The sequence below is a fragment of the Planctomycetaceae bacterium genome (assembly GCA_041398825.1).
In the GTDB taxonomy this organism is placed as follows: Bacteria; Planctomycetota; Planctomycetia; order Planctomycetales; family Planctomycetaceae; genus F1-80-MAGs062.
This window is the reverse complement of record JAWKTX010000013.1, coordinates 96,943-112,252: the sequence shown is the minus strand read 5'-3', so window position 1 is coordinate 112,252 and position 15,310 is coordinate 96,943. Positions and strand designations below refer to the sequence as shown.

The 15,310-nt window shown below is 54.1% G+C and carries 13 protein-coding genes and 1 pseudogene; 9 read left to right on the top strand and 5 right to left on the bottom strand.

Features of this window, described 5'->3' with window-relative positions:
* Positions 1-399: 399 nt before the first annotated feature.
* Positions 400-1,287: a GNAT family N-acetyltransferase gene (locus R3C20_21285; protein MEZ6043041.1), complete on the bottom strand. Its 888-nt coding sequence runs from the start codon at positions 1,285-1,287 to the stop codon at positions 400-402.
* Positions 1,288-1,329: 42 nt separating this feature from the next.
* Positions 1,330-2,295 carry a class I SAM-dependent methyltransferase gene (locus tag R3C20_21280; GenBank protein ID MEZ6043040.1) on the bottom strand — a complete coding sequence of 322 codons (966 nt, stop codon included), beginning with the start codon at positions 2,293-2,295 and terminating at the stop codon, positions 1,330-1,332.
* Positions 2,296-2,841: 546 nt separating this feature from the next.
* On the opposite strand from R3C20_21280, the gene R3C20_21275 reads away from it, so the two are divergent.
* The 5 genes from R3C20_21275 (at position 2,842) to nadE (ending at position 8,592) form a co-directional block, all read left to right on the top strand.
* Positions 2,842-3,765 carry a class I SAM-dependent methyltransferase gene (locus R3C20_21275; protein ID MEZ6043039.1) on the top strand — a complete coding sequence of 308 codons (924 nt, stop codon included), beginning with the start codon at positions 2,842-2,844 and terminating at the stop codon, positions 3,763-3,765.
* Between the two features lie 179 nt (positions 3,766-3,944).
* Positions 3,945-4,748, top strand: coding sequence for an FkbM family methyltransferase (locus R3C20_21270; protein ID MEZ6043038.1), 804 nt, complete (start codon positions 3,945-3,947; stop codon positions 4,746-4,748).
* 163 nt (positions 4,749-4,911) lie between these two features.
* Positions 4,912-5,556: a uracil phosphoribosyltransferase gene (gene upp / locus R3C20_21265; GenBank protein MEZ6043037.1), complete on the top strand. Its 645-nt coding sequence runs from the start codon at positions 4,912-4,914 to the stop codon at positions 5,554-5,556.
* Between the two features lie 206 nt (positions 5,557-5,762).
* Positions 5,763-6,413 carry a nucleoside monophosphate kinase gene (locus R3C20_21260; GenBank protein MEZ6043036.1) on the top strand — a complete coding sequence of 217 codons (651 nt, stop codon included), beginning with the start codon at positions 5,763-5,765 and terminating at the stop codon, positions 6,411-6,413.
* Between the two features lie 175 nt (positions 6,414-6,588).
* Positions 6,589-8,592 (top strand): NAD(+) synthase, encoded by a 2,004-nt coding sequence (gene nadE, locus R3C20_21255; GenBank protein ID MEZ6043035.1) that lies wholly within the window; start codon positions 6,589-6,591, stop codon positions 8,590-8,592.
* 390 nt (positions 8,593-8,982) lie between these two features.
* On the opposite strand, the gene R3C20_21250 is transcribed toward nadE, so the two are convergent.
* Complete coding sequence (locus R3C20_21250; GenBank protein MEZ6043034.1) at positions 8,983-10,218, bottom strand: Gfo/Idh/MocA family oxidoreductase; 1,236 nt, start codon at positions 10,216-10,218, stop codon at positions 8,983-8,985.
* A gap of 181 nt (positions 10,219-10,399) precedes the next feature.
* Between R3C20_21250 and R3C20_21245 the strand changes: the two genes are divergently transcribed.
* Together R3C20_21245 and R3C20_21240 are read left to right on the top strand one after the other, a co-directional pair.
* Positions 10,400-11,419 carry a TIM barrel protein gene (locus tag R3C20_21245; protein ID MEZ6043033.1) on the top strand — a complete coding sequence of 340 codons (1,020 nt, stop codon included), beginning with the start codon at positions 10,400-10,402 and terminating at the stop codon, positions 11,417-11,419.
* A 57-nt stretch (positions 11,420-11,476) separates the two neighbouring features.
* Positions 11,477-11,719 (top strand): hypothetical protein, encoded by a 243-nt coding sequence (locus R3C20_21240; GenBank protein ID MEZ6043032.1) that lies wholly within the window; start codon positions 11,477-11,479, stop codon positions 11,717-11,719.
* 209 nt (positions 11,720-11,928) lie between these two features.
* Here the strand turns inward: R3C20_21240 and R3C20_21235 are convergent, their stop codons facing one another.
* Together R3C20_21235 and R3C20_21230 are read right to left on the bottom strand one after the other, a co-directional pair.
* Positions 11,929-12,969: a VWA domain-containing protein gene (locus tag R3C20_21235; protein MEZ6043031.1), complete on the bottom strand. Its 1,041-nt coding sequence runs from the start codon at positions 12,967-12,969 to the stop codon at positions 11,929-11,931.
* 403 nt (positions 12,970-13,372) lie between these two features.
* Positions 13,373-13,546 carry a hemin uptake protein HemP gene (locus R3C20_21230; GenBank protein MEZ6043030.1) on the bottom strand — a complete coding sequence of 58 codons (174 nt, stop codon included), beginning with the start codon at positions 13,544-13,546 and terminating at the stop codon, positions 13,373-13,375.
* 374 nt (positions 13,547-13,920) lie between these two features.
* On the opposite strand from R3C20_21230, the pseudogene R3C20_21225 reads away from it, so the two are divergent.
* Both R3C20_21225 and R3C20_21220 read left to right on the top strand, forming a co-directional pair.
* Positions 13,921-14,821, top strand: a pseudogene (locus R3C20_21225) (DUF1559 domain-containing protein).
* Entirely contained in the window at positions 14,727-15,281 is a 555-nt protein-coding gene (locus R3C20_21220; protein MEZ6043029.1) for a hypothetical protein, read from the top strand. Before R3C20_21225 ends, R3C20_21220 begins: the two are co-directional and overlap by 95 nt.
* The last annotated feature ends 29 nt before the right edge of the window (positions 15,282-15,310 follow it).

Below are 15,310 nucleotides of genomic sequence, written 5' to 3'. Positions count from 1 at the left end.
GGCAAATGACCTGAATTGAAAACGTCTCCGGTAGTAACGCCAATACCGGGGACGTTTTTCTTTGGACAACGGAATCTCCGGGCAGTTCCGCGACAGCGAAACCTGCAAACAATGGTTGAATTCCCCGAATGTCACGCAAGTGACTCGTATGCTCCCCACCGATCATTGCTTCAGACTTTTCTGGCGATTGTTGCCGCGAAACTGCTTTCGCCGCCTCGCGTGCGGCCGCTGATTTACCGTGCCCGTATGGAAGCAGTACACCGTCTACAAGCTGCCAGACCATCCAGTGCGCGTCAGGTCTGATTTGATCCCAGGACCTTGTGTGAATATCGCCGTATGTTCATCGACGAGCACCTCGTGACGATAGATTGTCCCTGGGGCTGTCCTGTGGAAGCTTGTTCAGGCTGAGCGTCGGATGGCTGGTTGCGTTCCGTAGCACTCAAGAGCTCCCGCCAGACGGGCCGCGTGTTCGTTCCGGAATCGCCCCATCGCTTTCCCGGCAAGTCGGGCGATTCCCTGAGGCATGGCCATTCGGAGTGTCGGTCGCAGTTCAATCCGCTGTCCAATGGGCTCCTCAATGAAGCCCATGCCTCTCTTGAACAGATCGAGTGAATCCATTCCGGGCTGAAGCGACTGAAGTCCGATGCAGACTTCTGAGATGTCCGGATTGCTCATGCGGTCCTGAAGAAACGTATAAAGCATGGCATTGTTCGGCTTATATTTCAGTAGTTCCTCATCCGACCGCACGATGCTGATATTCTCAACGGACCCGATGCGAAATGAAACGAGGAACGCAGCAAGGCTGCCTTCGTACCAGGAGGCCCAAAGTGTCGCGGCGGGATATTTTGACACTGCTTCAAAGTAATTGCGCCACCACGCCTCGAAGTTATCAGGAATCCTGCGTCCCTGACGTCGAAGTGTTTTTTCATGCAGTTCGATTCCTGCATCCTGAAGCTCCGACGCATCCAGCTGGCCCGACTTACAATACTCAAGTCCCTGGCGAGTTTTGTTGCGAGCTTTTGCGTTCAGCGTCTTCAGGTCATAGTCTCGCTGATTCACAATATGTCGAAAACTGGGAACGCCATTCTCGGGTTCACAGCAGTAGCGAGCCATCACACCGCGACTGTCCATGATCTTCGACGGATCCACAGAGGCTGGGTTGAGCCGCATTTCAAACGGGCAACACATCCAGACACGGGAACTGACTTCGAACCAGTAGCGTCCGTTGTCTTCAATTACGCCATGCCCAATCCGTTGAGCAAATTCGGCGTAGAAATGCGGATCCATCGACAAGAGTCCTTTCCAGCATACCCGACGCAAGCTTCCCGCTCACGCCACTTTCCTTTTCGCAGTATTGCTGCGAATGCTGGAGGACAGTGTGATGGTGGCTGGTTTCTGAAAGATGCAGAATTCCTTGGCCGCGATATGCACTCTTCCGCCAGTCATACGGTACAGCAACGACGCAGATGCGTCATAACTGTTTCGCAAAACTCGCACAAGACTATTTGGCGTCCGCGGCATCGCCTCCGGGTGCGACTCCACGAATTCAAAACCTGCGTTGGCGGCCAGCTTTGTCAGTGTTTCTCGAGTGTAGTAGTAGAAATTGACACCGGCATTCAGACGCAGCGTATTGCGTCCCCGACGGCGGAATCGGGTCAGGAGACTGTTCATCAGCCGATAGTGATGCCCGGGAATCTCAATGGCCAGATAACCGCCCGGTGCCAGGATTCGATAGAACTCTTCCATATCCTCAACCGGCTCTCGATGACACAGGAACGCGTCAAGAGAGCAAACGACATCAAAGTGATCGCGACTGAACTGCAGATCACGGAGATAGCCTTCGTGAACCTTCAGGTTGAAATTTCGGCGGGCATACATGGCAGAAACGCGTGAAGGTTCGACACCTTCGACGCACCAGTCCCTGTCGTCTGCAAACTGAGCCAGAAACAGTCCTGATGCGGTGCCAACGTCCAGGAGTCGACCGCCGTCAGGCAACAGCCCTCGAATAAGTTGTGCTTCCCGTTTCAAACTGTGCTGCCGCTTGTACACATACGCCGTCTCTGCAAGCTCTTCGTCCGGCACATGCTCTTCGCGAAAGAAGTCTTCTGTCTCGTCAATCGGGGGCGATTCCCCAACATACATCAGACCGCACCCACAGCAGGAAACGATCTGAAGGTCATTACTGTATCCCGCGACCTTTCGGTCCTCGGGTCCGCAAACTGGACAATGAAGAGTCACGGCTTCGCTGTGTCCGTTGTAGATTCTCAAGTTTGTCTGGGTGTTATCAATTGTCATTTTCAGCAACCAGTCGGAGCCCGTTTGACATGACGAGTATCCACACGATAGCAAGCCAATTGAAAACCGGACTTGGCAATCCCGACTCGACTTGTGGCATGTGTTCACCAGTTGAAGTTTATGGAAATCCCAAAAGCCGACGCAATCCGCGAAATTCAGGCGAAAACGAAGCAGGATCTGTTGTGCTGAGATGGTAATAGGTCGTGTTTTTCGAGGTTTGCAGCCACCCGTGTGGCCAGAACCGAAGCCGTTTCGCCCATTCGTTACGGTCCAAAGTTTTTTTTCCTTCGGTGCCGGAACGGCAGATTCATACTTTGACCGAAGTTGAACGGCATTTCCCGGGTCTGCAGAATCCCGCAAAATTGGCGAATCCTGCCGTTCGCTGATGTCATCTTTACCTGAACGTCTGAATTGTGTTATCACTTCCGATTCAAGCGCAATCAAACGAATGCAGGTCTCTGAGGAATGGTCATCTGAACAGAACGTTCAGCAACCGCTCGGAGTTCGAAGAGCGCAGCACTTGTCAGAAAAAGGAGTTTCTGATCGATGTCAGCGGTAGCTCGCACAACTCTTACCAACGCAGCGAATGAAACGAATGCCAAGCCGCAGATCGTGCACTGTCCAGCCTGCGGTTTTCATCCGCAGGACATTCGACCCTCCTGGAAGTTTGTGAATTCACGCGGTGAAACTGAATGGCTGAAATGCCCCGATTGTCATTCGTACTACATGAACAAACCCTACGATCTGGACGTAGAAGTAGCCCACACACAGACAATGGCCTGGGGCGATACAACCAATGGCGAACAGCTGAACGACATCAAGCAGCGGATGTATCGCTCCATCGTTCATCAGTTGTCGAAGTATATCAGCCCTGAAGGCAAGTCTCTGCTGGATGTCGGCTGCTCTTACGGAGGTTTCATGCAGGCCGCGCAGGAGGCCGGTTTTGATGTCTGCGGCTTCGATATCGTTCCTGCTGCCATTGCATCGGTTCATAAGCAGGGGCTTTCTGCTCAATGCTGCAGCAAGGTCAGGGAATTCGATCTGCGGACGGACCCGTTCGATGTGATCTCTGTGCTGGATGCAAACATGTACTGGCCCAGCCAGCCCGAAGAATTGTCCGAAATCTATAACCGCCTGAAACCCGGCGGACTGATGATCATGAGAATTGTGGACAAATCCTGGATGGCCCGAATCGGGTCGATGCTGCAGCATGTTTCCCCGGCGCAAGGGCAGAAGCTGCTGCGTCGTGCGGTGAACGATCATCGATTTTCGATGCCGGCCGCCAGCTTTGTCCGTGTTCTGGAGAAATCCGGGTTCCACGTCATTTCTGCATCTCCCAAAGGTGCCGTGCACTCGGATGATACGAGTCTTTCGGTCAAAGCTTCGTTTGCGATCGGCACCGCCCTCTGGCAAACGTTGGGAATTTTTGTGGCCCCCGGTGCCGTCATCCTCGCCGAACGTCCTGCATGACTCCGGAAGGCTACTGAAAACACGTCATTCAAAGTAAAGCCGAAGCGTCAGCGATAGATTCTTCGGAGGTCTCCAGAACGGGTTGACACCGCGATCCGTATCAGCGATCTGCCGACACTGGAATCTTATGCTGACTTTCATCAATCACTCATTCAATTTCCTCAGACAGAGATGTCGACATGAAAATCCTTGGACGTCCGCCCGCCGCTTTGCTTCGCGCATTCATGCAGTCTCCCGCTTTGCTGGCCGCCTCTGTTCGTGCGTTTGGCCTGGTTGAGAATCCTGTTGGTTTCTTGTGGAACTATCTGACAAAGACATCACCGGCCAGCCGGTGTGTACGATTCCGGGACGGTCTGACCATTCACCTGCCAGGCGAAGCAGAAGACATAGTCACGATCTTCCTCGTGTTCATGCGGCGGGACTATGGATTCGTCCCGGCAGGAACAGACGTGGTCGACATTGGCGCAAATATCGGAGTCTTCTCCCTGTATGCAGCCCGTCAGGGAGCCGCACGGGTCATCGCCTGTGAACCTGGCCTGGCAACGAGTGAACTGCTTCGCAGAAACATCGAAGCCAACGGACTTCAGGACGTGATCACCCTGGTCAAAGAAGCGGTTACTAACGACGCTGGCGGAATCGTAAAGTTTCCCGTCGCGGCAAACGCAAACACTTCTATCCCGACAGGCGACTTCGATGGTGAAACAGAAGAAGTCCGAACCACGACACTGAACGAAATCGTCGATCGCTTCGAATTAAGAAACATCAGTGTCCTGAAAATGGACTGCGAAGGTTCCGAATATCCCATTCTGCTGGAGACCGACGACCTCAACCTGCAACCCGTACAGGCTGTCCGAATGGAGTACCACAACGGACAGGTAGACCAGTTATCGAAGAAGCTGTCCGCGGCTGGCCTGCAGATGACAGAACACACTATCGTGAACCCACATCATGGTCAGTTGTGTTTTGAACGCCGCGCGGCATGATTCAGTTCAGATTCACTGTCCCTGAGGCAATCTACGATCGGATGCTCGGGAGTTCATCGGACTGCTGCGGAGCAGTTTTGTGAACTCTGACGAGCGGCATCAGGCAGGGAATGCATCAGAACGGGAATGCATCAGAACGGGAATGCATCAGAACGGGGGCTCTATGGACTCGGCAGATGGAACAGTCGTTGCTCTTGATCATGCGATGGTCAGGCATCATCTCAGTATCCTGCGAAATTCGCTGACAGCACCGTCAGCCTTTCGGATTCATCTTCGTGCCCTTTCCGCAATTCTTGCCGTCGAAGTCACTCGAAATCTACCCGTTGAACCGGTGACTGTGCAGACACCGATTGAAGAAACAACCTGTCATCAGTTGAGCCATCGCGTCGCAGTCGTCCCCGTCCTCCGCGCCGGTCTGGGGATGGTCGATCCTCTCGTGAGCCTGCTTCCGGACCTTGAAGTGTGGCATTTGGGCGTATATCGGGATGAAGAGACGGCGATGCCCGTTCATTACTACGATAAGCTGCCCGACTCCCATCCTCCTCAACTGGCAATAATCGCCGATCCGATGCTGGCTACGGGCGGTTCCATTTGTATGGCCGCCGACGCATTGAAACGCTGGGGTGTCCCGAGAATTCAGGTGGTTTCGATTATCGCCGCGCCGGAAGGAATTGCCCGCATTCAGGTTGATCATCCTGATGTAGGCATCCTGACGTGTGCGATTGATCGCCAACTGAACGAGAAAAAGTACATTTGCCCCGGATTGGGTGATGCGGGAGATCGCATTTTCAATACGTTGCCTGTCTAGAAATTCCGGCGAGACTGTCCTTTTCCTGAAAAACTGCCACACGCAACATCACGGGGCCATATCCAGCCGATTTGCAGGAGGTCATACTCTCGGCGACCGGAAAACGAGGTGGATTGGCGAAACTGCAGAGATACCGAAAGGTAATCTGGCCGAGTAGTTTTTCGATGCTCATCGTAACTCGCGTTTCCTCAGGCAGGAATGTAGGAATGAGTGGCTCTAAACGATATCGATGTGTGCCGTTGTTTGGTCCTCCAGGCGTGGGCAAGGGAACACAGGGCGGGATCCTCGCCAATATTCCCGGATTCTTTCATCTCTCGGTTGGTGACGTTTTCCGGTCGATCGATATCGGCTCACAGAATGGTCGTGAGGTTTACCGCCATATTTCGCGTGGTGAACTGGTTCCGGATGCCCTGACAATCAAGATCTGGCGAAAGGCGGTCGAAGCCTACGTCGCGCTGTCTCGCTTTAAGCCGCGTGAAGACCTGCTGATTCTTGACGGAATGCCACGCAATGTAGAGCAGGTGCGGATGGTGGAAGAGTATCTCGAAATCCATCGCATCATTTACCTGAAGTGTTCGGACGAGGAGGACATGGTTCATCGAATTCGTCGACGGGCCATTCGCGAGAACCGCACCGACGATGCCAACGAAGACGTCATTCGACATCGCTTTGAAGTTTACCACCGCGTCACCGCTCCGGTCCTGGAACAATATAGTCCCGGGGTCATTCACGAAGTCGATGCCAATGGTTCCCCGGCGGAAGTGCTTCGATCAATTCTTGGCTGCCTGATTCCCGTCCAGAATGAACTGTTCGAAGCCAATCAGCTTGAAGAAGAGCAGGGTGGAGGCTGGGATTAGAGCCCGCGAGTTTGGCGACGAAAGTGAACTCCTCGCCGCCAGGCTTTGTCCTTCATGATATTGTGTCGATACAATACCCGGCAAGATTCCGGATCCGGCAGGATCTCCGGAAATGCGTCCGGCTCGCGCGCCACGCTGACTTGATCCGACCACTTCGTGAGGTTCACCCAATCGTATGAAACGCATCCGACTCGGCGCTGCCATCCTCAATCAAACACCAATGGACTGGGTCGGAAACACCCAGCGCATCATTGAAGCGATTCAACTCGCGCGACAGCAGGATGCCGGAATCCTTTGCCTCCCGGAGATGTGTATCACCGGCTACGGCTGCGAAGATATGTTCCTGTCGCCCAGCGTCTGGCAGACTTCCTGGCAAATGCTGCAGAAGATTGTCCCCGAAACCCGGGGAATGGTCGTTTCAATTGGCTTGCCGCTTTACGTCACCAATGGAGTGTACAACGCGGTCTGCGTCGCGGCCGACGGCAGAATTGTTGGCTTTGTCGCAAAGCAACACCTCGCAGGCGATGGACTGCACTACGAACCACGATGGTTTCGGGTCTGGCCGGCAGAAGTGGTCACCGAGTATCACTGCGAAGGGGAATCCTGGCCGATCGGTGATCTGCTGTTCGAATGCGATGGCATCCGCATGGGTTTTGAAATCTGTGAAGATGCATGGGTCGCCGGGCGTCCCGGCAATCGAATGGCAGAATGTGGTGTGGATATCATTCTGAATCCCAGCGCCAGTCACTTTGCATTCGGTAAACACGAGATCCGAAAGCGATTTGTTCTTGAGGGATCCCGATCCTTTGGTGTGAGCTACGTCTATGCGAATATGGTCGGCAACGAAGCAGGTCGCGCTGTTTACGATGGCGGTGCCCTGATCGCATCCAGTGGTGATCTGATTGCAGCCGGGCCCCGCTTTGGGTTCCACGAGGTTCATGTGACCGTCGCCGATGTCGATGTCGAACTCACGCGAAGCCGCCGAGCCGCAATCCATTCCATGCCGACCGATGTGCAGGACGAAGTTCACGATCGCATCGCCAGAGTTCCAGGGACACTGAACAGCCCCTCCGCTCCACTTCTGAAACCCAGTGAAGCCCCCCCCGGCAGGGCCGTCGAACCACAGAGTCGATTCGACGAATTCACAAAGGCAATTGCCCTGGCCCTGTTCGACTACATGCGCAAAAGTCGTTCCAGTGGCTTTATTGTTTCCATGAGCGGGGGAGCAGATTCTTCTGCTGTCGCCTGCCTGATTCGTTGCATGGTCGAACGTGGACTTCAGGATCTTGGCGTTGATGGTTTCATCGGCAGGCTGAACTACATCAAATCCTTTGCAAAGGTCGCCGACACAGCGAGCTCCCCGGACGACTTCATCAAAGTCGCCATGCAACTCCTGCTGACCGGTATGTACCAGTCCACTCGAAACAGCGGAGACATTACTCGCACCGCTGCCGAAGGGATAACCAGAGCAGTTGGAGGGACGTACTATGAAATCAGCGTTGACCAGATCGTTCAGAATTACACAACAGCAATCGAAGCGGCAATCGGACGTCCGCTGACATGGCAACAGGATGACATCACGCTTCAGAACATTCAGGCACGCACGCGATCGCCCAGTATCTGGATGCTGGCCAACCTGAACAATGCGTTATTGTTGTCGACCAGCAATCGCTCCGAAGCAGCCGTTGGTTACGCCACCATGGATGGAGATACTTCAGGAGGACTCAGCCCCATTGCCGGCATCGACAAGGCGTTTCTTCGCGAATGGCTGAAGGTCATGCAATCCACGGGCTCTGGTGGTTGCGCAGCGGTTCCGGAATTGGGTCTTGTCAATATGCAACAACCCACCGCAGAGCTGCGGCCTCAGGAATACGCCCAAACCGATGAAGGCGATCTGATGCCTTATCCTCTGCTGGATCAGATCGAACGGCTTGCCATTCGTGACAAACTGAGCCCTGCGGAAGTTCTTCAAACGCTGATTCGCGAAAACTCCCCGTACCAGGAACAGCAGTTGGTCGAATGGGTCAAACGTTTTTTCCGGCTTTGGTCACGGAACCAATGGAAACGGGAACGATACGCTCCTTCATTCCACGTGGACGACAAGAACCTGGACCCAAAAACCTGGTGTCGATTTCCCATTCTCTCCGGTGGCTTTCAGTACGAGCTGGATTCGCTGTAGTCGATCCCGAATCTCGCGGCATGGTCGTCTGATGAATCAATCCCCCAGGCCCGATCCGGTGCTCTCGCGACAGACTAAAAGGAAGAGTTCGGTGATCGACAGAGGATGGGCACCTTCCTGCAAACACAAGCGAATCGCTGACGGCTCGGTGGTTCGAAGGAGCAATCTGAGTTCAAACGGACGTAACGATGTGACCCTGATCGCCAACCAGAGCCAATGAGAACGCACGCCCGAATCCTGCCATAAGCAGCGAATCGTTTCCAACAACTGCAGTGCAACGAATCGCTGCTCGAACGACAAAACGAACGAATGGCTAATCGTTGCAACGACGTGCCCGACGTCATGATCCAGAGCGAACAAGTCATCGCAACTGTCGCAATCCCTCCCGGGTTACATTGCAGACGGATGCAGCAGGCTGAGGTTCCTGCCATTATAGCGCACAACGCAGTCAGGGTTACCTTTGGCCTGTTCTTCAAGAATCATTTCCATGGCCTGCACTGCTGCCACGACCTGTCGATCTGCGCTGAGATCAGAATAGTGCAGCGAGCGCATTTGCTGGAGACGATCCTCACGTTGGGAGGCGGGCCCGGCATATTCGACGAAAGCGACTTCTCGGGCAAATCGTTCGATGATTTCGATCCCGTAACCTCGTTGGGTTCGTTCGTTCCAGGGCTCCAGGGCGATTGAGTTGTAATGGTTGTTGGGCGTGTTCTTCAGCGAAAGCGGCGTCTTGTCTTCGACGGTCAGTTCGACGCCACGTTTGCGGGAGTGACCGCTCCAGACTCCGTTATCAAATCGAAACTGAACCTCCTGCTCGACGTAGCCAGGAAAGTTATCGGGAGTCACCCATGAGGTATGAATGTCGAACGCAGCTTCTCGCCCGCTCTCGTATTCGTAAATCAGGCGAAGCTGACAACTGTCCCACGTGTTACCATCTTTGGGCCCGACCAGACCTCGCTGCCCGGTACATGTCACTGTCTTCAGTCGCCCCCCGAACGTGAAATCGATGAGCTTGATGTAGTGCACCGCAACATAAGTCCCCGGGTTGCGTCCCTGAATCCATTCCCCGAATTGAGCTCCGGAAATCTGCTTGGGTTCCAACAGCGAACAGTAGCCGTTGTTTACGTGCTGCAGGATATTGTCATGCACCAGTGTACGCATTTTCTTGTGGTCCGGGTCGGCCAGTTTGTGGTACACCACGCGTGCCAGAACGCGATTGCGTTCAGCGATAGCCACCAGTTCATCCAGTTCCTCCAGGGTCAGTACAGAAGGCTTTTCCACCAGCAGATGGACGCCCGCCTCAAGAATGGCTTTGGATGCTTCAAAATGACGATTGTCGGGAGTGGCGACGCAGGCGAACGTCAGGTCCTGTGACAGCATTTCCCGAACGGCATCGTCACCGCTGAAATTCTGAAACGCAGCAATGCGATCGCCCGCTGTCCGTTTGTACGCATCAGCTCGGCGGCCTGTCTTTGTTGCAACGGCGGCCAAAGTGACATTCACGTCGCCGAACCTTCGATCATAGAGTCCCTGCGAATGGGCCGTTTCGAAAAATGGTCGGTACGTTTCGTCAAAAATCATTCCCATACCAACCATTCCCGCGCGGATTTCTGGTTGAGATTCCATGGATTGCCCTTTCGTAGCGAACGATTCGTCAGTTGTTTTGGAGACAGTTTTCTGAACTCGGGGGATCGGCGCGGGTTTGCTTGTAACGGCTGGCCCGGATCGTGACAATGCTGCAGCCGAAACGGCTCGACAAGTATTCCTGACAACCCGATCTTACAATCCGATGGAGAGATTACAGCCCATGGCCAGTAAGCCATCTGTCATCATCAGCGCATTTGCAGATGAAGCCGCCAATTACCGAACAGCTCTGGAGCAAATGACAGCTCTGGCAGCAATTGGCCTGCGAAACTACAGCCCACGATTCATTGATGTCATGGGCGACGGGCAAATCGAGCATGTCGTTGATCTGAGTCCTGAAAAACTTGAACGGCTCAAACAGTATCACAGCGAATACGGCATCAGCGTCACCAGCATCGGCGCACGGGTCGGAAAAGTAAAACTTGTCGATGTCGACGATGGCTCTCACAATAAGTTTGTGCCGTTCGAGGAATACATGCAGGGCGAAGTGGCCAAAACCATTCGTGCAGCCAAAGCTCTGAATACGAAATTGATACGCGGCTTTTCGTTTTATCATCCTCGAGGCACGAAAGCTGAAGATCATCTGGACGCGGCCGCCGATCAGATCCGAAAAATCACGGAAGCCTGTGCCATCGAAGGACTGGTTTACGGTCTGGAGATTGAACCGAACCTGGTGGGTGAAACCGGACCTCTGCTGGCGGAACTCGCAAAACGCGTCGATCATCCCAACATGGTTCTTATTTTTGATGGCGGAAACGTAGCCGCTCAGAACAAAAACCCGGTTCAGGTTTATGAAGAGTACAAAGTGACGGTTCCATGGCTGGGATGGATGCATGTCAAAGACTACCGGATCGATCCTTCGCTGATGTGGACCGGCGTGGTCGATGAAGAACGGCTGAAGAATTTTGTGCCCGCCAACGAAGGCGATGCTGGACATGAAATGATCTTCCGTGATTTGCGAGAACAACTGCCGACGATTCAGAAGCGGCTGGAGAAACTCGGCATCCCCGGATTTTACCTGGAAACCGAACCCCACCTGAAAGGTGGCGGCCAGTTCGGTGGATTCAGCGGACCGGACGGTATGGGGGTTGCCGTGCGAGTCCTTTGCTCCGCTCTGGACTACGCGGGCATCGATTACAGCCTGCGAAACTTTCGGGACATTCAGGCATTACGTGGCTTTTGAAAAAGCCCGGTATGTCGCCAGTTTTCAAACAGCATCCACGAAGTTGAGTCACAACTGATGGCCTTCGAATTCGAAAAGATCCGCAGTATCCTCGTTTGCCCGAAATCACGGTCTGAGCTGGTGATGGAGGGCGATACCCTGATCAGTACCTGCGCAGAAACCAGACTTCGGTATGCCATCGTGGATGATATTCCGCGACTTATTGTGGACGAAGCCCAGACGGTGGAACAGGACGCCTGGTCCGCCATCATGCAAAAGCACGGCCGCAATCCTCAAACCGGTGAAGTGGCGGCGCCTTAGTTTTTTGCTCGCCAGGAACCCGTAGTCAGGCCACCTGATCCGGTGACGTTCGTCACTGGCAGGGCCCCGGCGGATGCGCTGCCTTTCGGGCTACTTCGGAGACGCAGTAACTGCACGCGAAACCAGTTGCTGTGGCTCCGTCCTGCAGCGTCCCGGCCGCTGGCATACCTCAGAACACCATGGAAGGCTGAGCAGGCTTTTGACGGCCATCAGTTGGCCAGCGAACCCACCGACTGAACAGAACCGGCGCGCGGGATAGTCAGTTCCAGCAGAAGACAAATCAGCGCGGCGCCAGCAAACCACTGATACTGTTCACGGAAACGCCGTTGTTGTTCTGACTGCAGATCTCCTTGTGCCAGTTTGGCCAGGTGATCTTCATAAATCCTTCCCAGGTCGTAGCTGGTCGTTCGCGCTGGCACATAGGCACCGGCAGTCTTGAGTGCAATGTTGCGAAGGAGTTGTTCATCCATCCGGGACCACACTTCCTGACCATCGTGCTGGATAAACTGCAGCTGCCCGTTCTGGTCACGCTGTGGAATTCGAGCACCTTCTCCATTATCGCCCAGTCCGACGGTGATGATTTTGATGTCCTTTTCAGCTGCCTGTTCGGCAGCCTGCTCTGGAAAAGAATCCTGATCTTCCCCATCCGTGATCAACACAAGAACCTGCTGGCGATTGGGGACCGTGTCCAGGGATTCGATGGCCTTACGAATCGCATCTCCAATCAGGCTGCCTCCTCGCGGAGCACTATCGGGGTCAACGTCACTCAAAATCAGCTTGAAGAAACCATGGTCCGTTGTCAAAGGCACCAGTTCCACTGGTGCCCCCGCGAACGCGATCAGCCCGACACGGTCACCCTTCAGTTTTTCGAGAAGGTCAACGATGTCTGCCTTAGCACGTTCGAGTCGATTGGGAGCGACGTCCTCAGCCAGCATCGATCGGCTTACATCCAGTAACACAATCAGGTCAACGCCGCGCACAGAGACTTCTTCGAAGTATTCGCCATACCTTGGTCTGGCACAGGCAACGATCAGCAGGGTGAAGGCCGTCATCAGCAAAACAGCCTTCAGCCAGACTCGCTTCATCCCCATGAATGGAATCAGCCGATGAATCATCGCCGAATCTGCGAAACGCTCTGCCGTCAGGATTCGCCTTTTCTGAGCATAAATCAGCAGCGCCACAATCAGCGGCACTCCCCAGATGCCAAACAAGATAGTTGGATGTCCCCAGATCATCGCTTGCGACTTCACCTGTAATCAACGATTGTTGGTTTCAGAATTTCTCCGTGCCGAACTCCGTACCAGGACCGCGTTCAATTCATTCAGGAAGGCGAAAGGCAACCAGCGTTTTCAGCTGACCGGATCCCGTTCGGCAGTTCCACGTTAAAGGTGGCTTCGCTGAACATTCTCAGGATATCCGTCAATTTGCTCATCGCTCGACAGCCGCGCAAATCCCAACAGAAAGTAGCGTGTTAAACGGAATGTCGCGAACAACCTGACGAGACGCAAGCGGCAGAATCATTCGAACTGGGAACGGCATTATCACGAGCGATCGTTATCACGAGCAATCGCTCCCATTCTCGGTACGGACTGCCATCGACTGCGATCAGTGCGCAACGTCTGACATCACGACCGTACCGCTGATCTCATTCACTTATTTGTTCAGAATGAGTTTGCCGTTTTTTGTGACTCGCAAGCGGTAGAGCTGACCTTCGTGTTCGATGGCGCACTCCGTTCTTCCACCGGCAAGCTGCGAAAATGTCACAGGCAACGGGATGCTGCGTTCGTCGGTTTTCGGCGTTCTTTGCTGTCTGGAGTCGTCTTGCATCGGCGCGGGGTGCTTGCTGCTCGAGCTCAGGCATGAGCCAAAGATTGAAAAGGAATGGCAAAACAGCAGGTCCTGCCTTGAACACTGCTCCATGCCAAACTAATCTACTGAGACTGAATCTCAGTGTCAACTCTGAAGATACAGTCCGAGGCCGCAGCAAGCGAGTTTGTGGGGATCTCTACCCACGTTGCTTCCACGCAATAGCCAGCCACGCTCGGAAATTGTCCACTGTCACATGGGGTGACGGTGACCTTTTCAATGCGTCTGTCTACCGAAGGAAGTATGCGATGCAATTGCGCACATTGACGCCTGAGCCCAACTCAGAGGCTGCCCTCCCTGGTCATCTTGTTACGCCAATCAGGTCCTATTCCCGAATGCCGGGCTTTACCCTGATTGAACTTCTGGTGGTGATTGCAGTCATCGCCATTCTCATTTCCCTATTGCTGCCAGCCGTGCAGCAGGTTCGCGAAGCGGCGCGACGAACGCAGTGCAAAAACAATCTCAAGCAAATCAGCCTGGCTCTGCACAACTATCACGACGTCTACCGTTGCTTTCCAAATGCCAATGCCAACAGCACGCTCAGCGGCGGCAGCACGTTCACTGCGATCCTGCCGATGATCGACGGAGCCAACGCTTACAACCTGTACGACTTCAGTCTCACCAACAGTCATCCTCACAATGTCCGAGTGACGTCTCAGGTATTGCCGTTTTATCTGTGTCCGTCTTCTCCCATGAGGCGACAGGTTCCCGGTTGCACCAGCGACGCGGGCCGAGCCCCTGGACATTACGCGGTTAACATGGGCACCGCGGACTACAACGTGTATTGGCCCTACATTCCAGGTTCCGCGCGGCCGAATCTGAACGGGGCGATCGTGTATTCAGACTCCGCCGGCGGCAAGACCAGGTTTCGTGACTTTACCGATGGAACCACGTCAACACTGATGATCGGCGAAACATCCTATAATCTGCCGGACTACAAGTTCGGCGCCAGTGATAGTCTTTGTGCTGGACAGTCGCGGTTTTCGTTCACTTACTGGTCCGTGCCCTATCCCGGTTCAACGGCCTGTACAACTCAGTATGGATTCAATCCACGACATCGCCGACGATGGCATTTGGGACGCTAACTGGACCAAAGCCTTCCGCAGCGACCACGTTGGCGGAGTACAATTTGGGCTGACGGATGGCTCATGTCGCTTTATTTCGGACAACATCGACGCGACAGTACTGGACGCTTTGGCAACTCGAAACGGAGGCGAGGTGGTCGGTGAATTCTGACCTGATAAGAAGCAAACGACACGTCTTTTATTCAACTGCGATGATTCTCTGCATCAGTCTTTTCACAGGCTGCAGCGACAAAGTTGCAGGCCCTGTTCGCGCGGCGGTCGCCGGGACGGTAACAGTCGACGGAGCGCCACTGGAAGAGGGGACCGTGGTGTTTGTTCCCACCGAAGGTACGTCGGGACCGCGAGTGACCGTTTCAGTTGTCGACGGGCGATTCGAAGCCGCGCCTGAACACGGTCCGGTTGTGGGACAGCATCGAGTCGAAATTCAGTCGACATGCGGTCCGGCTTTTGATGATGAGCAGATGGTTGACAGTCTGGCAAAGAATCCTCATCGGTTGAACGTCGTTGTAGTGCCCCCCATTTACAACACAATCAGTCAGTTGAAGGCCAGCATTACTGAAGGAACAAAGAATGAGCTGGCGTTCGACCTGAAACTGCCCCGACGGAGGTGACCGAACCGTCGGACAACGATTCCGAGACA